Below are 18,286 nucleotides of genomic sequence, written 5' to 3'. Positions count from 1 at the left end.
GTAACCCGTTTGATTAGACAGGCTGTAATCTCCGCTTCTCATTCGCAATCCCTCCTTGAATACTAGAAATCTCTTAAGCTTCCTCTTAACATAATGAGGATGAAACTTAAACAGTTCTCCCAAAAAGAAATTATACCACTTTAATCAACCAGTAATCAATTAAAAAATGAAATTTCTGTTAAATCAGCCCTGCTTCAGCTTATTGACGAAATCACCCATCCGGCTGATTGCTTCCGTTAGATTGGCAACAGAGGTTGCATAAGAGCATCTAAGGAACCCTTCCCCACCGAGGCCGAAGACATTCCCTGGAACTGCGGCTACCTTGGCTTCAACCAGCAGTCTCTGCGCGAATTCATCCGATGACAGACCTGTGGACTCTACACTTGGAAAGGCATAAAAGGCGCCTTGAGGCTCATGACAGTCGAGCCCAATGTCGCGCAGTCCTTTAACGACGAGCCTACGCCGCTGATTGTAAGAATCAACCATCCGATCCTTTTCCTCAATTCCATTCGTAAGGGCTTCAAGCGCAGCCACCTGTCCCATAATCGGAGCACACATGACAGTATATTGATGGATCTTGAGCATAGCATAGATCAAATCGGGATGACCGCATACATAACCCATCCGCCAGCCGGTCATGGCAAAAGCTTTGGAGAATCCGCTAACCAGTATAGTCCGGTCCTTCATCCCAGGAATAGAGGCGAAGCTTACATGCTTCTGATCGTAGGTAAGTTCCGCATAGATCTCATCGGAAATAACGATAAGATCATGCTCCTCCGCAACCTTGGCGATCGGCAGCCAATCTTCATAAGTCATAATGGCGCCCGTCGGATTGCTTGGATAGTTCAATACCAGCACCTTAGATTTAGGTGTTATCTTGGCTAAGAGATTCTCCGCGGTTAACTTGAAGTTATCTTTGGCGTAGGTCCCGATCTCTACTGGAACCCCTCCTGCAATTGAGGTGAGCGGAGAATAGGGAAGATAACATGGAGCCGGAACCAGCACTTCATCGCCGGGCGATATCAATGCCCGGAGAGCCAAGTCGATGGCTTCACTTCCCCCGACGGTTACCAGTATTTGATTCGAGGGCTCATAAGCCACTTGAAAGCTATCGTATAAGTACTGCCCAATCGCCTCACGGAGTTCTGGCGTTCCAGAGTTCGATGTATAGCTGGTATAACCCCTCTCCAGGGAATGTACGGTGGCTTCCCGGACATGCCACGGGGTGATAAAGTCCGGTTCCCCCACACCCAGCGTAATAATGTCTTTGTTGCCGCTTGCTAAATCGAAAAATCTCCGAATACCCGATGGCTGGATCTCCCGCACCAGCGGTGCCAAGTACGAGTTCATCGATTTGCCAGCTTCCTGCTCTGATCTCAGACCTGGATTTACATTCATGACATGACTTCCTTTACGGAGAAATCACAAGACGGTGATCTTCTTCATGATCCTCGAAGATGATGCCGTCCTGCTTGTATTTTTTGAGAATAAAGTGAGTTTTGGTGGAAAGAACGGACTCCAGCGGAGACAGCTTATCTGATACGAAGCTTGCTACTTCTTTCAGATTGCGGCCTTCCACTTCTACCAGCAAATCATATGCACCTGACATTAAATAGACGGACTTAACTTGTGAGAACAAATAAATACGCTCCGCAATCGCGTCAAATCCACGCCCGCGCTCAGGAGTAATCTGGACTTCAATCAGTGCGGTCACTTTCTCGTCATCAAGCTTGCCGGAATTCACCACTGTCGCATATTTCACAATAATGTGATCTTCCTCAAGCTCGCGTATGGCTGTCTTGACTTCTTCCAAAGAGATGCCAAGAAGAGTGGCCAGCAGTTCAGGACTCCGCCTTGCATCCTCACGGAGCAGATCCAGGACTTTAAGTTTCAGTTCACTTATCGCTTTCATACTATACCTCCTGTGCCTGTTCCCCACCTTGATCCAAGGCTTTTTTGCTTGGGAAATCAGAAGTTCGTTGTATCTATCTTACATGATTTTGGGTCATCTGCAAACAAAAACCGTCCTTGCCGTGTCAGGTTACACGGCAAGGACGGAATCTGCAAAATAAGCTGTCCCAAGCGTCATGACAAGGTTCAGCTCAAGTGAGTAGATGCGCCTTGGGAAGTATTACCTTCTTGTGTGGACGTCATCTGAGCAAATTGCTGGCTCTTCGCTTGAGCCTCTGACGCATGCTGGTACAGCTTGTCAACTTCCTGGCGCGGGGCTTTGGCAGGCGACTGATAGGAACCGTTCTGCTGCATCAGCTGATACAGTTCCCCCTGGAGGCGAAGTGTGCCGTCCGTAAGCTGGTTGAACATCTGACGTACCGAGGGGCACGAGGATTCCGTTGTTGCAGTGGTGTATTCCCGGGCGGTTCTTCTAAGATCAGCTAGAATCGTATTAAGAATATCCTGTTCGGCCAAATTAACCTGGTTGTTCACAGATGCATCCCCCTCTGTTATTGTACTTGCGATGGTGCAATGGATTGATGATCCTTGAGCGCGTCGGTAAGAAGCTGTAAGTGCTGCTGGTGGGCGTGAATATATTTGGACAGCGCCTGCTGTATATTGGAATTTTGGGACACGGCCGCAGCGGCAGCACTCTGCTTAATTAGCAGGTCCTCGTTCATAATCGAATCAGCAATGTAATTGAGCTCTTTGGTAGTTAGCGGCTGAAGCGGGCTTTGGTTCATAGATCTGACCTCCTCGGTAGTTGTGCACCCCCATATTATGGCCTCTTCATTTCTTTATAATGCACACAAAAGCCTGCCCAGAATAATCTGGGCAGGCCTGTGGATATAAACGGTATTGTACTTTACTTCTTGCTGTTCGTTATATTCCGAATGAACTGATGCTTGTCCGCCTCAGACAGAACGCGGCTAACCGAGAAGCAGGAAGAGCACACATACACGTTCAGTGTATATGGGGCTTTTAGAAGAGGAGTGTTCTGCTGCTGCATCCCGCTATTCGCATTCACCTGCTCTTGACCGGCAAGCAGCATGTACTCCCGGCAGTGCGGACATTCAGGCACCTCATCCTGCATACCCAGAACTCGCTCAACCGCTGATTCATATTCAAGCAAGTCTGCCCCTGCAGTTGCAAAAGAGTTCACGCGGCGTACCGCCCCAGAGCTTTCTTCCTCATCAGCATCCCAAAAGCCTAGTGAATCCTGGCTTTCTTCTGGCTCTTGTTCATCCTCTTCCTCAGGATCTTCGTCTCCCAGGTTAATTTGGAGAGTACGATAGCCTTTCAGCTCGTTATGGCAATGAGGACATTCCTCTTCGGGGCCAATCTCTTCGTCCCATACAATCTCTGTCAGACACCAAGGGCATACAGTCGTTTCCATGATTAAATATTCCTTCCTCTTGTCAAATTTAAGACTGAACTAGAAATATGACGCCTGCAATAATAAAGAGCACTGCAGCCACCAGCAACACCCGGACCAAATTCTTTATCATGTATCCTCCTAAATACGCTCTGCAATTTATTCGCCAGGGGCCAAGCTATCCAATACTGGCTCCAATCACAAAGGATAACGAGACCGATATCCCTAGAGCAATAATCCCCACAGCCCGGTTATCCTCAGCAATCTCACGGTCGATACGAAAAACAGGAGTTACAAATTCAAATAATAGATAAGAGATGAACAGCAGAAATGTACCTATGAAGGACCAGGTCATGAAATCGTAAATCGTTCCATGCAGTACTGCGGAATAACGAAAGATGTTGCAAATTCCAAATATTTTACCTGCCGTAGCCAGTGCAGCCGCTATATTTCCACGCTTGATCTCATCCCAGCACCTGTACCTGGCCGCGAGTTCAAAGCAATATAGAAATACGATTAGTTCCAGTATAGCTACTGAGAACAACCCTAGACTCATGCCCATTGGATACTCAAGCAGGCGATCAATGGATTCCTTCAACAGGCATTCTCCCCCATCGTTATTTCAGTTCCGCAACCGTTACTCCCGTGCCACCTTCACCATAATTGCCGATTCGATAGCTCTTCACATTTTTATGCTTGCGGAGATACTCCTGAATTCCTGTGCGCAGTATTCCCGTTCCTTTACCATGAATGATGTACACTTGACCCAGGTTGCTAAGAAAAGCTTCATCAATGAACCGGTCTACCTCCATAAGTGCTTCTTCCAGATTCGATCCTCTGAGGTCCAGCTCGCTCCGGGTCTGATCATCCCGGGTTCTCTTCAGATTCGTTACCGTTCGCTGCGGCACAGCAGCCCCTGCCGAAGCCTGCTGGATCAGCTCCAGGTCGTCAAGCGCAACCTTCATCTTCATGATTCCAAGCTGGACAACTGCTTCCTTACCGGACAGCTCCACGACATGTCCTTTCTGATTCAGGCTGTATACCTTAACCTCATCTCCTGGCTCAATCGATCTTACTTGCTTGGCAGCCTTGCGCACAGCAGCCGCCTTCTTCCGCTTAGCAGGCTCTGCCTCGTCCAGCTGCTTGCGTGCCGCAATCAGCTTATGCTCCTTAACGGAAGCTCCTTCTTCCAAGGCCAGCCTTCTCAGGTCATCGATAATCTTCTCCGCTTCACTTCTGGCTTTATCGACAATATTCCGGGCTTCGGCTTCGGCTTTCTCCAGACGTCTGTCACGCTGCTGCTCCAGCTTCTCAAGCTCAGCCTCATGCTGGCTGCGCAGACTCTCAAGCTCTTTGCGAAGCTGCTCTGCCTTCCCGCGCTCCTGCTCCGCTCCAAGCCTGTTCTCCTCAAGGGAAGCGATCATGTGCTCCACCCTCAGATCTTCTTCTTTAACCTCACCGCGGGCAAAATCAAGTATGCTTCCAGGCAACCCAAGACGCTCCGCAATCGCGAACGCGTTGCTTCGTCCAGGCACGCCTATCAGCAACCGGTAAGTTGGGCTCAGTGTATTCACGTCAAATTCCATGCTCGCATTGATAACACCTTTGCGTTCATAGGCATAGGCCTTCAGTTCACTGTAGTGGGTCGTCGCAATCATGCGGCAGCCCAGAGAGTGAATATGCTCCAGGATCGCCACCGCAAGTGCCGAGCCCTCCGCCGGATCTGTGCCTGCTCCTACCTCATCCAGAAGGACAAGGCTCTTCGGAGACATTTTGCTAAGAATGGAGATAATATTGGTCATATGGCTGGAGAATGTACTGAGGTTCTGCTCAATGCTCTGCTCATCCCCGATATCCGCATAGATTGCATCAAATACGCAGAGCTGGCTTCCATCCTCAGCCGGTACGAACAAACCGGACATGGCCATCAGGCTTAACAGACCAATCGTCTTCAGTGTAACCGTCTTACCTCCCGTATTGGGGCCGGTTACAATAATTGAAGTGTACTGGTTGCCAAGCTCCGCCTCGATTGGAACGACCTTATCCATCGGAATGAGCGGATGACGCCCTTTCTTCAGCTTCATGAAGCCGCGGTCATTCATAATGGGAAGGGTTCCCTTTACTTCACGGGCCAGCCGGGCCTTCGCAAATATAAAATCAAGCTGGCTAAGCACATCGCAATCGTATTGAAGCAGCTCTGTCTGTTCGCCTACGAGTGCTGTCAGCTTTTGTAGAATAACCTCGATCTCCCTCTCCTCCCGGAGCCGAGTCTCCCGCAGCTTGTTGTTCATGGCTACGATGGACTCGGGTTCGATGAACAAGGTCGCACCCGAGCCGGATTGATCATGTACAATCCCGCCAAAGTGTGCACGATATTCCGCCTTCACCGGAATAACGAACCGGTCACCGCGGATGGTAATCAGTTGGTCCTGAAGCATCTTGGACACCGAGGAGGACCGGATCATGGCATCAAGCTTCTCCCTGATTCTCACCTCGCCTCCGCGAAGCTCGCGGCGGATCTGGGCAAGCTCCGCACTAGCCGAATCAACTACCTCGGCATTCTCATTAATGCAGAGCTTGATAGCATTCTCCAGCGGCTTCTGTTCACTAAGCTCACTGCAGAGATTATACAGGAGGGTCACTTCATCCTCTTCATGAATACTCAGAATATAGCGTTGCAGACGGCGTGCGCCTGACAGGGTAGTCGATATTCCCATTAACTCATGGGGATTCAAAGTCCCCCCTATTCTAGCCCGCTTGACCGGCAGTGTGATGTCCACAATTCCGCCGAAGGGGGGTGCTCCTTTTAGGCGATCTACTTTGAAGGCCTCATCCGTGGCCTGAAGTAGCCGCTTAACATCATCGAGGCTGGTAACAGGCTGCAGCTTCTCCGCGCGCTCTTTCCCAAGCGAAGTTTGGGCGAAGGCTGCTAATTTATTTATGATCTTCCGATATTCTAAGGTCTGTAAAATTTTCTCGTCCAAGGACGTTCACAACTCCTCTCGGGTATGCATATATTATAAACGATCTGATTTGCTTTTCGCTATTTTGACCGGCAGGACATGAAAGCATCCTCATCACACATAAAGATAATCTTGAGGGTATATCCTAATGCCGGAGATTTGGACCAGGCTGATTACATTCAGAAAGGAGGCACTGTTCCATGAAATTTTTTGGACATATTATCCGCTTTATTGTGTCCGCTTTGGTACTGATGCTTGTGGGATGGTTGGTTCCGCACTTCACCGTTGGCGGATTTGGCAGCGCGCTTCTACTAGCCATCGTAATTGCTCTGTTAGGCTGGCTTATCGAGGTGGTCATCGGTACGCGGGTAACCCCATTCGGACGGGGAATCGTAGGCTTCCTAACAAGCGCCTTGGTGATCTGGTTCGCCCAGTTCGTTATTTCAGATGTATCCGTAACGATCATAGGGGCTCTTCTGGCCGCTCTCGTCATCGGAATAATTGACCTGTTCGCTCCACAGGCTACTCCATTTAACCATTCACGTTAGATCCCGGCAATCCTCTATGATCGAGACGAAGCCCCAGTTCCTGGAACTGGGGCTTCTTTTATCCGATTAGATCAGATTCCGTTATTCCGCTGGCTTATGACAGACAACCCGGTTCTTCCCGGCTCGCTTGGCTGTATAAAGGGCATTATCCGTGTTACGGAATAATAATTCTTTGCCATTGCCGGGCTGATAGGTACATAGACCAATACTAACGGTAACTGGCTGCTCCCTCATATGGGATATTGGCATGCTCTCAATCCGCTGGCGGATCTGCTCTGCCTGCTCTGCCGCCTCTTCAGCGGTTGTATCCGTAAATATAATAGCGAATTCTTCTCCTCCATAACGAGCGGCGAAGTTATTCGGATTAAGCAGGTCTGTAATGCAGGCTGCGGCATCCTTGAGGACAATATCTCCTACCCAATGGCCGTAGGTATCATTGACTTTCTTGAAATTATCAATATCAATCAATGCCAAATGCAGCGAGACTCCATTGGTTTCACAATGCAGAATCAGGTTCTCCAGGTACTCATGGAAAGTCTTATGGTTATATAATCCCGTCAACGCATCGATCTTGATAAGCTTGTCTGAAATCGCCTTCTCCACAATCAGCTTCTGTTCCGATTTCACCAAAGACTCCATGCTGTTTCTGAGTTCCTGAGAACGTGCCAGTACTGCCCGCCCAATCAGTAAGACCAGAGTAATATAGATCGCAGCCATAAGGAATCCAAACCAGTCATCTCCCTGATTATTCGGGTGAACAAATAAATAGTTCAGGCACAAGAACATAAGGCTGAGCAATCCTGAGCTATACAACGCACTCCAACTGAAATATACAAGGGAGAGCAGTATCGGTAAGATGAGTACAATTTCCGCACCATTAAGAAACGGAAAAAGGATATAAAATACCAAATAACTAACACTAAGCCCGCAGACTAATACGATTTTCTCTACATGCTCCTGCCGGGTTCTTAGCAGTATTTCGCTTACAATCAAGGTAAGTAAAATTATAAAATCCGAAATCAGATATTTTAGGTCAAATGTCGACTCGTAGATGCCAGGGGACAAAATTGAATGATTTTCAAATAGTATCCACTGAGCAGCAAGCAATATGATTGCTGAACCCCAGTATCCATTCATCAATCTTCGGTTCCATGTCAATCTGAATCCTGGATGTTTACGACCGTTACTGATGAGTATCCCCTACTTTTAGTATGTTTTGAGAGAATTATATCTCTTATTCTGCTTTAATGTCCAGCGTACACTTTCCTTGAATCGCCACTTTACGACATCGGGTCTGCGGAGCCCCATTCTTTGAAGTTCACGAATCATTCATAGCCTGGGTCGTCCATTCGGGTTCTTTTGAGTTATTATATTGTTGATGCACTAATCGAATTTAATGAAGAAGGGGATTCCTATGAAAAAGACAATCGCGCTTCTGCTCTCAACTATGCTTCTATTGACTCTATCCGCATGCGGCGGCACTCAGGCTGGCAATACCGCTGCCACTGAGTCCAATGTAACCCCAAAAGCTGAACTCGTGATCAAAGCGACCAATTATGAATTTGATCAACCGGTGTATCATCTGAAGAAAGACGTCCCCGTCAAGATCGTATTCAAGAATGAAGCCGGTAATCATGGCGTATTAATTCCGAAGCTGAATCTTCAGCTCGACAGCGAGCATGAATCCGCTGTAGTTACTCCAACCGAGACAGGAGAATTTGATATGGCCTGCTCGATTAGCTGTGGTACCGGCCATAGTCGGATGATCGCCAAAATTGTTGTTGAATAAGCTGAAAGGACAGCATCTCGAATGCTGTCCTTTTCTGTATGGTCAGAAGATCAGGTCTGGTCCTGCTCAATCAGCTCGATCCATTCATTGTACTCCATTTGAAGCTTGGCATACTCTTCCTTGAGCTTCGCATGCTCTTCCTGAATGACCTGCACACGCTCCCGTTCCATCTCACGTTCTGTCTGCATCAGCCTGTATTCATGCGAGATTAATTCGAATTGTCCGCCAATCTCTTCCAGCTGCCCAGCCAGCTCATCCCGTTCCAGAACTAAGCTTGACTTCTCCTCAGCAAGTGAACTTGCGGTATCTCCTGCTGCTGCACACTGCTGGCGCCACTCTTCCAACTGCTGACGCAGAGCCGTCTCTGCTTCACGAAGTGCGTTATACTGCTCTTCGGCGGCCTCACAGCGAACCTGCCATTCCAATTCACGATTCTCGGCATCTTCCAAAGACCTTGTTCTCTCTTCTACGAGAGCCGTAGTCCGCTTAAGCTGATCTCTTAGATCAAGAAGCTGGCGGTTCAGTTCTTCGCCCTCGGACTTCAGTTCCTGAATCGCCTCTTCCGACTTCTGTTCACGGCGCAGTATATTCTCATAGGAAGCCTTGAGAGCGTTGTACTGCTCTTGTAACGAAGCCAGTTCTTCCTCTACTTCCTTGCTGGCAACCTTATCCTTGTTAAGCTGCTCTTTCAGTGACTCCACCTCATCTTGTGAAGTCCGCAGACCTTGCTCTAAAGCCTCATTATGCTCAGCAGCCTCAAGAAGCTCCTCTTCAAGGCGATTGATCTGTTCGTGCCGTTTCTCGGCAAGCTTCTGAGTGGCTTCGGCATCCTGAGCTGTCTTGACAGCTTCAGCTCGTAATTGCTCCTCACGGGACTTAGCTTCCTGAAGGGCATGCTGCAGGCTTGTAACCTTCTGCTGAACAGTCTTCGAGGCTTCAAGCGACTGGTTAAGCTGAGTTTCCAGCAGAGATGCGTTTTCTTTCAGCTTCTTGAATTCTACAGCTGAGGCTTCTTCTCTACGAAGAGACTGCTTGTACTGCTCATTCAATTTGGCCCGTTCTTCTTGTTCCTTCTTCAATAACTGCTCTGTCGTTCTGAGCTTCTCCTGCAGAGTGCTGCGGCTTTCACGCTCATTGCCAAGCTGTTTCTCCTGCTCTTGAATCCGCGCAGTCTGCTGAGCTGCTTCTTTTTCCTTTTCCTTCAGCAGTTCATTCGATTTCTTCAATGACTCTTCAAGTCCAGACTTGTCACTTTGAAGGCGGGCAAAGGATTCCTGAAGGGTACCAAGCTTAATCTGCTGCTCATTATACAAATTGCCTTGAGTATTAAGCTTCTCTTCAAGTACTCTCTTCTGCTCAGATACGGAAGCTAGCTCCAGCTCCAAAGCATCCATCTTGACAACTTCCTCCGCCATATGAACCGCGGCAAGAACCGCAATACGTGGAATATCCAGGTGCGTATGAGCTTTTGCTATAGTGTGCATACGGTCATTAACTTGGCGGGCAACCTGCTTCATATATTCAGCACTGCTGCCGACAATTCTATAAGAAGTGCCGTAAATTTCTACGGTTACACTGGTTCGATCGGATTTAGTCAAAGCAAGTACCTCCTTCAGTTCTTCTGTCTGGTCCAAGATGTGTTATTGTACAAAAGCCACATCGAATCTTGCTTGCTATAGGATTCGATGTGACTTCTATAATTTCCTGCTATTTTCTAAGCTCTGCGGCAAAAGTTTGTTCAAGAACTTCAAGTACACGATCATGCACGGTGGTTATATCGTCTTCTGTCAATGTGCGTTCCTTATGCAAATATACCATGGAGATTGCCACACTTTTCTTGTTATCTCCTAGTTTGCTGCCTGTGAACACATCAAAGACTTGAATAGAGGTGAGCAGTTCACCTGCTGCCCCTTGAATCGCCTGAATCAAGGCTCCAGCTTCAACCTCATTGTCCACAACCACTGCGATGTCTCTTTCGACTGAAGGGAATCTTGGCAGCTCGCTGTATTCAATATTGCTTACTGCATGCTGGTACATAGGCTCCAGAAGAAGCTCCGCTACATAGGTATCCTCCAGGTCTTTGTCCCGCTGCAGGTTCGGATGCATCTGCCCAAGTACCCCGATGCGAATCTTATCTTCCCCTGCCTTCAGATAGATGGAGGCGGACCGGCCTGGATGGAAGCCTTCCGGACGGTCGGCTTCATAAGTCACCTTGTCACGAAGACCCAGATATTCAGTCACACTTTCAATGGCGCCCTTCAGATCGAAGAAGTCCACTTTCTCGGCTTGGATATTCCACTGCTTCTCCTGACGAAGACCTGTTAGCAGGAAGCTCAGCACAGGCAGCTCCCGCGGTTGTCTGGTCAGCTTATCTTCATCTGTCCAGAACACACTGCCGATTTCAAATATGGATAGATTCTCCTGCTTGCGATTCCGGTTATAGCTTGCAATGTCAATAAGCTGCGGGATCGTACTGGTACGAAGCACGCTTCTGTCCTCGCTCATGGGCATAGCCAGCTTCACTGCGCGGCTCCCCTCGGATAGAGTCGGGAACAAGCCTACAGAGGATTCGTGCGTGAATGAGTAGCTAATGACTTCCTGCCAGCCACCATGAGTCAACAGTGTACGAAGGCTGCGGCGAAGGAACTGCTCCCTTGTGTAAGAACCGGCTGTGGTTGACCCCTCGATCGCGGTAGTTGGAATATTGGCATATCCGTATAGACGGGCAATCTCTTCAATCAAGTCCACATCGCGGGTAATATCTCCGCGCCGGGATGGAACAAGCACTTCAATTTCTCCTTGACGCTCAGCACTATCGAAATTTAGGCGTGTGAAGATCGTTTTCACTTCGAGCATCGAGATATCTGTTCCCAAATATCCATTCAGCTTGGCAAGCGACAGCGTAATTTTCTTTTCTTCCGGTGTCTTATTTACGGATTCTACAATCCCCTGATATACAGTACCTCCGGCATATTCTGCAATCAGTGCTGCAGCCCGGTTAAGTGCAGGAATGACCCGGTTCGGGTCGACTTCCTTCTCGAAACGCAGGGAAGCCTCTGACCGAAGGCCAAGCTGACGGGAGGTCTTGCGGACACTGCCGCCATCGAAATGCGCCGATTCCAGAATAAGATTAACGGTACCATCCGTTACCTCAGAATTCAATCCGCCCATAACACCGGCAAGACCGACTGGCTTATTCTCCCCATCTGTGATGAGCAGAGTACCTGCCTCAAGCTTGCGCTCCTGCCCGTCCAGAGTCACCAGGGTCTCCCCTTCTTCTGCCTGACGAACACCAATGGATCCACCGGCAATCTGATCCGCATCAAAAGCATGCAAAGGCTGACCGTACTCCATCATGACATAGTTCGTGATATCCACAATGTTATTGATTGGACGAACCCCAGCTGCAGCTAGACGATTCTGCATCCACTGCGGCGAAGGTCCAACTTTCACATTGGAGAAGTAACGCACCGCATAATGGTTGCACAGCTCCGGAGCCGTGTTATGAACAGCGATGTGATTGCCCGCAGCTTCGGAGACCTCGATCAGTGTCTTGGACGGCTCAGGAATGTTCACTTCCCGCCCTAGGATAGCACCTACCTCATATGCTGCCCCAAGCATACTGAGACAGTCCGAGCGATTCGGAGTCAGATCAAAGTCAAGCACTTCATCATCCAGTCCGAGCACGCCGTTAATCGGAACGCCAATCGACGTATTTTCCGGAAGCACAAGAATTCCTTCCTGCTGTTCCTTCGGCACGAATTTCTCATTCAGACCGAGTTCCTTAGCTGAACAGATCATCCCTTGGGAGGCCACACCCCGCAGCTTGGCCTTCTTGATCTCAAGTCCACCCGGAAGCTTGGCGCCTACTAGAGCCACGGGTACCTTTTGACCGGCATCCACATTCTTGGCTCCGCACACGATCTGAAGATCTTCACCCAGTCCCGCATCAATGATACATACATTAAGCTTATCTGCATCGGGATGCTTCTCCTTACTCTTCACGTAACCGACAACAACCTGGCTTACGCCCGGACTTCTTTTCTCTACGGAATCAATCTCAATACCGGAGCGTGTAATCTGCTCAGCCAATTCCTCCGTGACTACATTGTCCAACGATATATAATCCGACAACCATTCGGTTGATACTTTCATGAATATGTCCCTTCCCTTCGATAATTAGTTGCGAGCAAACTGCTGCAGGAACCGCAAGTCATTGCTGTAGAAATGACGGATGTCATCAATGCCGTATTTGAGAATCGCAATTCGCTCTACGCCCATCCCGAAGGCAAAGCCCGTATACTCCTCCGGATCATATCCGCCCATCTCAAGCACACGCGGGTGAACCATTCCGCAGCCCAGAATTTCAAGCCAGCCCGTATGCTTGCACATCCGGCAGCCTGAACCGCCACATTTCACACAGGTGACGTCAACCTCTGCACTTGGCTCTGTGAAAGGGAAGAAGCTTGGACGCAGACGAATCTGTGTCTCAGGTCCGAACATCTCGCGGGTGAACTGGAGAAGAGTCCCCTTCAGATCGCTCATCCGGATTCCTTTGCCAATCACAAGACCTTCAATCTGGTTGAACTGGAAGGAGTGGGTCGCATCATCATCATCGCGGCGGTAGACCTTACCTGGGCAAATAACTTTAACCGGCACCTCGCCTTTCATGGCTTCCATCGTGCGAACCTGCACTGGAGAGGTCTGTGTCCGCATCAGAATGTCATCTGTAATGTAAAAGGAATCCTGCATGTCGCGGGCAGGGTGATTCTTCGGCAGGTTGAGCGCTTCAAAGTTATAATAGTCGGTCTCTACTTCAGGCCCTTCCGCTATGCGGTATCCAAGTCCAATAAAGATCTCTTCAATGTCCTGAATGACCTTATTCAGAGGATGAACACTGCCCTGTCTGAGCGGGCGTCCCGGCAGAGTTACATCCACTTTCTCGGCTGCAAGTCTCTGTTCGGTCTCCTTATTCTGGAACTCCAGCTGCTGACGCTCAATCACTTCTTCGATAGCAGCACGAACCTCGTTAGCGACTTGACCGATTACCGGGCGCTCCTCTGCACTTAGAGCACCCATACCTCTTAAGATTTCTGTGAGGGCGCCTTTCTTACCCAAGTACTTCACCCTGAGATCATTAAGCTGTCCGGCATCAGCAACGTCCTTCAGCTGCTCTAACGCCTCAATTTTCAATGATTCCAACCGTTCTTTCATTTATGAACCTCCTTAAAGTTTAAGACCCATGATACGATCCTGCTTCCTGCCACATAATGATTCAAGTCCTGTGAACAACATAAAAAGGCCTTCTCTCCCGTAAGGGACGAAAAGACCGTGGTACCACCCTTGTTAGATCCGTGTTCTCATGAATGCACACCATAACAGCTGCATCCTTAGACATACATCACTCACTCATCGAATTAACGGTTCGTTGCCGGCAGCCTCTAATGCCATAGTCTTCTGACCATCGGTTCAAGGCGCTGCTCCGGAGTGAACTTCGACAGCCTGGTTCTATAGAAGCGCTCTCAATCTAACGGCGCTTCCTCCCTGTAAAGAGGCACTGCTTACTCTTCTCCATCATAGCATTTCATATCTGGTTATCCCTAGCATACTTATGTTCAATATTATATGCAAAACATGCACCCATTGGCAAGTCGAATCCTGTCAAAGCTTTGGATTCCCCTTCCGATATGATATGTTTGTGTTATCTACACAAAGGAGACCAACGAACCACATGAATGGAACAGAACGCAAAAACATCCTCCCCGGACGAACGGTGGACATCGTACTCAAGAAAGATCAGCGCTCCGGTCAATTAACCCGGGGCATTGTGAAAGACATTCTAACCAACTCTCCAAGCCACCCACATGGAATCAAAGTACGCTTGGAGGATGGTCAGGTGGGCCGAGTCAAGAACGTCCATATTTAAATTTGACTTCACTGGTTGAACCAACCAGATTCCGACTGAATATTTATCCCCAGCTAACGTCGGAGTACCGGGCGCAGAAAAGGCAGGGCTTCAAGTAGAAGCCCTGCCTTTTTGTGATCTGCACGCCTATATTATCTTTTGCCCGGATCGTAAGGGACGCCGAGCGCGGCCGGTGCGGATGAACGTCCTACTGCCGCTACCAATACGATGATGGTCAGCACATATGGAAGCATGTAGATGAATTCCATTGGGATATGGCTGGACCAGGAGAACAGCGTAACATAACTGCGAATCGCTTGAGAGAAGCCGAAGAATGCCGCTGCCCAGAACGCACCAATTGGGTTCCATTTCCCGAAGATCATTGCCGCAATTGCGATAAAGCCCTGGCCCGAAATGGTATTATGCGCAAAGGTGCTCGTGGTGGTAAGGGTAATCGTCGCACCGCCCAAAGCCGCGAGAGCACCACTAATCATCACCCCGATGTAGCGCATACGGCGAACGTTGATCCCTACAGTATCCGCTGCACTTGGATGCTCCCCCACAGAACGCAGACGCAGACCAAATGGAGTTTTGTAGAGAATGTAATAAGCTGCGAATACCAGAATTATCGCCAAATAAGTGGTAGGGTAATTGTTAAATAAGCCCTCCCCAATAATCGGAATCTCGGACAGTCCCGGAATCGGGTATTTACTAACCACCTGCAGAAGTGGAGTCTCGCCACTGCCACTGAACATCAGCTTAACGAGATACAATGTACTGCCTGCAGCCAGGAAGTTGATTACGATCCCGCTTATAATCTGGTCTGCCTTGAAGGTGATCGAGGCTAGAGCGTGGATTAATGAAGCAAGTGTCCCTGTAATTATGGCCGCAATAAGACCCACCCAAGGAGCCCCACCACCCATGCCCGATTGTTCAGCATAGTAAGTAGCTACTGCGGCAGAGAAGGCCCCGAAGGTCATAAGCCCTTCAATACCGATATTGGTTACCCCTGAACGCTCTGAGAAGATGCCGCCCAAGGCCGCAAAAATAAGCGCTGTAGAGAATACAAGCGTCGTATTTATTAACTGGCCTAAAGTAGTTATCCAATCCATTTACAACACCTTCTCTTTCTTGCGTTTGGAGTAAAAAGGCTTAAGTACCCAGCGTACGATGCCCTGTGCGGCAATGAAGAAGATGATGGAGCCGATGACAATCCGAATCAGTTCCGGCGGCACACCTGCGCCGAAGCTCATCCCCGCAGACCCATAGGTCAGAATACCGAACAACGATCCTCCCAGCAAAATCCCGAACGGGTGGTTCAGTCCGATCAAGGCTACGGCGATCCCATCAAAGCCAATCCCCGGCATTCCGGACATGATTGATTGGTAATGAAATACTCCGAGCACTTGAACCGCGCCGGCCAGGCCCGCGAACACGCCACTGATAAACATGGCTTTAACAACATTACGCCCCACGTTCATTCCTGCATACTCTGCGGCATTAGGATTGAGGCCTACAGCACGAAGCTCATAACCCTGTTTGCTCTTCCATAAGAAGTAATAGAAGAACACAGATGCAAGCACAGCCAGCAGCATTCCCCAGTGCATGCGGGCATCGTTGAAGAAAGTAACAAGACTTTCAATTGAAATTGAAGCGGTAGGTTGAATCTCTTCCGAGTGATCCATTCCTTCAGGAAGCAGGAAGGCATTGACGATATAATTCCCCAGGTATAGAGCTGTCCAGTTCAGCATGATCGTGGTAATAACCTCATTCACGCCTCTTTTAGCTTTGAGGTAACCAGCGATAGCAGCCCACAGACCGCCGCATAGGGCACCTGCAATTACAGCAAGAGGAGCATGAATGATGGATGGCAGACCCGTCACCTTGACGCCGACAAATGTAGCCGCCGTCATTCCAATGATGAATTGGCCTTCACCACCAATGTTAAACAGACCCGCTCTAAAGGCAAAAGCAACGGCAAGGCCCGTCAAGATGAGCGGCGTAATCTCACGCAGCGTCTCCCCGAAATCATACAGGTTCCCGAATACCTGCTCGATAAGAGATTGATACGCAAGCAGTGGTTCATATCCACCTGCATACATGATAATTGCCCCTACAATCAGACCGAATACAATGGCGACCAGAGGGATAATCATACTTCCGGTAAATATTCTGTATAATTTATTCATGTGCCTTACCTCCCGCCGTGCTGCCAGCCATCATCAGACCAAGCTCCTGATCATTGGTTGACTCAGGATACACCTCACCTACAATACGGCCTTCATAGATAACCAGAATCCGGTCAGATACATTCATAATTTCATCCAGCTCGAACGAAATCAGCAGCACAGCTTTGCCTTGATCCCTCTGTGCGATAAGCTGCCTTTGAACGAACTCAATCGCACCCACATCCAGACCACGGGTTGGCTGTGCAGCGATCAGGAGATCAGGGTTCTTGTCTATTTCCCGGGCTATAATTGCCTTCTGCTGGTTACCGCCTGATAGGGATCTTGCTAGAGTATCCATACTTGGAGTACGTACATCGAAATGCTCAATCAGACGTTTCGCCTGCTTGCCAATGGCAGCGTAGTTCAGGAAGCCTTTACGGTTATATGGCTCCTTGTAATATGTCTCAAGCACCATGTTCTCTTTCATCGAGAAATCAAGCACAAGTCCATGCTTATGACGGTCTTCAGGAATGTGGGACACACCGCTTTCAATAACCTTTCTCGGCGGATGATTTGAAATTTCCTGATTCAGAACCTGAATTGATCCACTATCAATCTTACGAAGTCCTGTTAAAGCCTCAATCAGTTCACTTTGTCCATTGCCATCTACTCCCGCTATACCAACAATTTCACCAGCCCGCACTGTAAGACTGAGTCCATTCAGGACTGATACTCCGTCCTTGCTCTTGGTTGAGATATTGTCGACCTGAAGCACCGCTTCTCTGGGTTCAGCCGGCTTCTTGTCCACTTTGAAGGATACGCTTCTTCCCACCATCTTCTCCGCCAGCTCTTGCGGGCTGGATTCCGAAGTCTTAACCGTGTCGATGACTTTACCCCGGCGGATGATTGTAACGATATCCGAGATCTGCATGATCTCCTTCAGCTTATGTGTAATCAGAATAATAGATTTGCCCTCGGCAACCAGCCTGCGCATAATCTCCATTAATTCCGCAATCTCCTGAGGTGTCAGAACCGCTGTAGGCTCATCAAAAATGAGAATATCCGCTCCGCGGTACAGCGTCTTGAGGATCTCTACACGCTGCTGCATACCTACGGAAATATCGTGGATTTTGGCATGAGGATTCACTTTGAGTCCATATTGCTCAGACAAAGTCATAATCTTGGCTGCTGCTGTCTTATAATCGAGCTTAACTCCCTTACGCGGCTCCATGCCCAGTATGATGTTTTCGGTCACTGTAAAGGGTTCCACTAGTTTGAAATGCTGATGGACCATGCCGATACCCAGATCAATCGCCTTGTTAGGATTATCAATAAGTACAGGTTGTCCGTTAATTTCGATGCTTCCTTCATCAGGCTGATACAGCCCGAACACAATGTTCATCAGAGTAGACTTGCCGGCACCATTCTCACCAAGAAGTGCATGAATTTCGCCCTTTTCAAGCTTCAAGCTGATGGAGTCATTAGCCACTATGCCGGGAAACCGTTTAGTAATTCCCTTAAGCTCCAGTACCGGAGGTGCTGCTGACATGAGATCACCCTTCTCATAAAGATAGATAGTCTAAGG

The 18,286-nt window shown here is 48.8% G+C and carries 17 protein-coding genes; 3 read left to right on the top strand and 14 right to left on the bottom strand.

All coding sequences use genetic code 11. The annotated features are described in order from the left end of the window. Positions 1–183: 183 nt before the first annotated feature. From LDO05_RS05125 to LDO05_RS05095, 7 genes are all read right to left on the bottom strand, one after another. Entirely contained in the window at positions 184–1,398 is a 1,215-nt protein-coding gene (locus LDO05_RS05125) for an aminotransferase class I/II-fold pyridoxal phosphate-dependent enzyme (protein WP_276575554.1), read from the bottom strand. Between the two features lie 13 nt (positions 1,399–1,411). Then, a complete protein-coding gene (locus LDO05_RS05120; RefSeq protein ID WP_251377826.1) occupies positions 1,412–1,912 on the bottom strand; it encodes an Lrp/AsnC family transcriptional regulator in 501 nt (166 codons plus the stop codon). 185 nt (positions 1,913–2,097) lie between these two features. Then, positions 2,098–2,445: a spore coat protein gene (locus tag LDO05_RS05115; protein WP_251377825.1), complete on the bottom strand. Its 348-nt coding sequence runs from the start codon at positions 2,443–2,445 to the stop codon at positions 2,098–2,100. A 17-nt stretch (positions 2,446–2,462) separates the two neighbouring features. Continuing rightward, complete coding sequence (locus tag LDO05_RS05110; RefSeq protein WP_251377824.1) at positions 2,463–2,696, bottom strand: hypothetical protein; 234 nt, start codon at positions 2,694–2,696, stop codon at positions 2,463–2,465. Positions 2,697–2,818: 122 nt separating this feature from the next. Continuing rightward, entirely contained in the window at positions 2,819–3,349 is a 531-nt protein-coding gene (locus LDO05_RS05105; RefSeq protein ID WP_251377823.1) for a hypothetical protein, read from the bottom strand. 157 nt (positions 3,350–3,506) lie between these two features. Next, on the bottom strand, positions 3,507–3,926 hold the full coding sequence (locus LDO05_RS05100) for a DUF350 domain-containing protein (protein ID WP_251377822.1): 420 nt from the start codon (positions 3,924–3,926) through the stop codon (positions 3,507–3,509). 19 nt (positions 3,927–3,945) lie between these two features. Beyond that, positions 3,946–6,312, bottom strand: a complete 2,367-nt coding sequence (locus LDO05_RS05095; protein ID WP_251377821.1) for an endonuclease MutS2 — start codon at positions 6,310–6,312, stop codon at positions 3,946–3,948. A gap of 179 nt (positions 6,313–6,491) precedes the next feature. Between LDO05_RS05095 and LDO05_RS05090 the strand changes: the two genes are divergently transcribed. Next, complete coding sequence (locus tag LDO05_RS05090; RefSeq protein WP_251377820.1) at positions 6,492–6,839, top strand: phage holin family protein; 348 nt, start codon at positions 6,492–6,494, stop codon at positions 6,837–6,839. A gap of 81 nt (positions 6,840–6,920) precedes the next feature. On the opposite strand, the gene LDO05_RS05085 is transcribed toward LDO05_RS05090, so the two are convergent. Beyond that, positions 6,921–7,625: a GGDEF domain-containing protein gene (locus tag LDO05_RS05085; protein ID WP_251377819.1), complete on the bottom strand. Its 705-nt coding sequence runs from the start codon at positions 7,623–7,625 to the stop codon at positions 6,921–6,923. 628 nt (positions 7,626–8,253) lie between these two features. On the opposite strand from LDO05_RS05085, the gene LDO05_RS05080 reads away from it, so the two are divergent. Continuing rightward, the gene (locus tag LDO05_RS05080; protein ID WP_251377818.1) at positions 8,254–8,628 is read left to right on the top strand and encodes a cupredoxin domain-containing protein; all 375 of its coding nucleotides are present in this window, start codon (positions 8,254–8,256) and stop codon (positions 8,626–8,628) included. Positions 8,629–8,678: 50 nt separating this feature from the next. On the opposite strand, the gene LDO05_RS05075 is transcribed toward LDO05_RS05080, so the two are convergent. The 3 genes from LDO05_RS05075 to pheS all read right to left on the bottom strand — a co-directional run bounded on the left by LDO05_RS05075 (position 8,679) and on the right by pheS (position 13,842). Then, entirely contained in the window at positions 8,679–10,226 is a 1,548-nt protein-coding gene (locus LDO05_RS05075; RefSeq protein WP_251377817.1) for a cell division protein ZapA, read from the bottom strand. Positions 10,227–10,335: 109 nt separating this feature from the next. Further along, complete coding sequence (gene pheT, locus LDO05_RS05070) at positions 10,336–12,783, bottom strand: phenylalanine--tRNA ligase subunit beta (RefSeq protein ID WP_251377816.1); 2,448 nt, start codon at positions 12,781–12,783, stop codon at positions 10,336–10,338. A gap of 24 nt (positions 12,784–12,807) precedes the next feature. Next, entirely contained in the window at positions 12,808–13,842 is a 1,035-nt protein-coding gene (gene pheS, locus LDO05_RS05065; RefSeq protein ID WP_251377815.1) for a phenylalanine--tRNA ligase subunit alpha, read from the bottom strand. Between the two features lie 517 nt (positions 13,843–14,359). Here pheS and LDO05_RS05060 point away from each other — a divergent pair. Beyond that, the gene (locus tag LDO05_RS05060) at positions 14,360–14,554 is read left to right on the top strand and encodes a YwbE family protein (RefSeq protein ID WP_251377814.1); all 195 of its coding nucleotides are present in this window, start codon (positions 14,360–14,362) and stop codon (positions 14,552–14,554) included. A gap of 131 nt (positions 14,555–14,685) precedes the next feature. Here the strand turns inward: LDO05_RS05060 and LDO05_RS05055 are convergent, their stop codons facing one another. From LDO05_RS05055 to LDO05_RS05045, 3 genes are read right to left on the bottom strand one after another with little or no spacing between them, the layout of a single operon-like run. Continuing rightward, positions 14,686–15,645: an ABC transporter permease gene (locus LDO05_RS05055; RefSeq protein ID WP_251377813.1), complete on the bottom strand. Its 960-nt coding sequence runs from the start codon at positions 15,643–15,645 to the stop codon at positions 14,686–14,688. After that, positions 15,646–16,722 (bottom strand): ABC transporter permease, encoded by a 1,077-nt coding sequence (locus LDO05_RS05050; protein WP_251377812.1) that lies wholly within the window; start codon positions 16,720–16,722, stop codon positions 15,646–15,648. It lies immediately after the preceding gene. After that, positions 16,715–18,250, bottom strand: a complete 1,536-nt coding sequence (locus tag LDO05_RS05045) for an ABC transporter ATP-binding protein (RefSeq protein ID WP_251377811.1) — start codon at positions 18,248–18,250, stop codon at positions 16,715–16,717. Before LDO05_RS05045 ends, LDO05_RS05050 begins: the two co-directional genes overlap by 8 nt. Between the last annotated feature and the right edge of the window lie 36 nt (positions 18,251–18,286).

Origin of the sequence: Paenibacillus sp. YPG26, assembly GCF_023704175.1 — a bacterium.
Lineage (GTDB): Bacteria > Bacillota > Bacilli > Paenibacillales > Paenibacillaceae > Fontibacillus.
This window is presented reverse-complemented; position numbering and strand designations above follow the sequence as displayed.

Excerpts from the sequence above, each read along its gene's own strand:
- LDO05_RS05125 (WP_276575554.1), bottom strand. The coding sequence starts at position 1,398 with ATGAATGTAAATCCAGGTCTGAGATCAGAGCAGGAAGCTGGCAAATCG.
- LDO05_RS05120 (WP_251377826.1), bottom strand. The coding sequence starts at position 1,912 with ATGAAAGCGATAAGTGAACTGAAACTTAAAGTCCTGGATCTGCTCCGT.
- LDO05_RS05110 (WP_251377824.1), bottom strand. The coding sequence starts at position 2,696 with ATGAACCAAAGCCCGCTTCAGCCGCTAACTACCAAAGAGCTCAATTAC.
- LDO05_RS05105 (WP_251377823.1), bottom strand. The coding sequence starts at position 3,349 with ATGGAAACGACTGTATGCCCTTGGTGTCTGACAGAGATTGTATGGGAC.
- LDO05_RS05090 (WP_251377820.1), top strand. The coding sequence starts at position 6,492 with ATGAAATTTTTTGGACATATTATCCGCTTTATTGTGTCCGCTTTGGTA.
- LDO05_RS05085 (WP_251377819.1), bottom strand. The coding sequence starts at position 7,625 with ATGTTCTTGTGCCTGAACTATTTATTTGTTCACCCGAATAATCAGGGA.
- LDO05_RS05080 (WP_251377818.1), top strand. The coding sequence starts at position 8,254 with ATGAAAAAGACAATCGCGCTTCTGCTCTCAACTATGCTTCTATTGACT.
- pheT (WP_251377816.1), bottom strand. The coding sequence starts at position 12,783 with ATGAAAGTATCAACCGAATGGTTGTCGGATTATATATCGTTGGACAAT.
- pheS (WP_251377815.1), bottom strand. The coding sequence starts at position 13,842 with ATGAAAGAACGGTTGGAATCATTGAAAATTGAGGCGTTAGAGCAGCTG.
- LDO05_RS05060 (WP_251377814.1), top strand. The coding sequence starts at position 14,360 with ATGAATGGAACAGAACGCAAAAACATCCTCCCCGGACGAACGGTGGAC.
- LDO05_RS05055 (WP_251377813.1), bottom strand. The coding sequence starts at position 15,645 with ATGGATTGGATAACTACTTTAGGCCAGTTAATAAATACGACGCTTGTA.
- LDO05_RS05050 (WP_251377812.1), bottom strand. The coding sequence starts at position 16,722 with ATGAATAAATTATACAGAATATTTACCGGAAGTATGATTATCCCTCTG.
- LDO05_RS05045 (WP_251377811.1), bottom strand. The coding sequence starts at position 18,250 with ATGTCAGCAGCACCTCCGGTACTGGAGCTTAAGGGAATTACTAAACGG.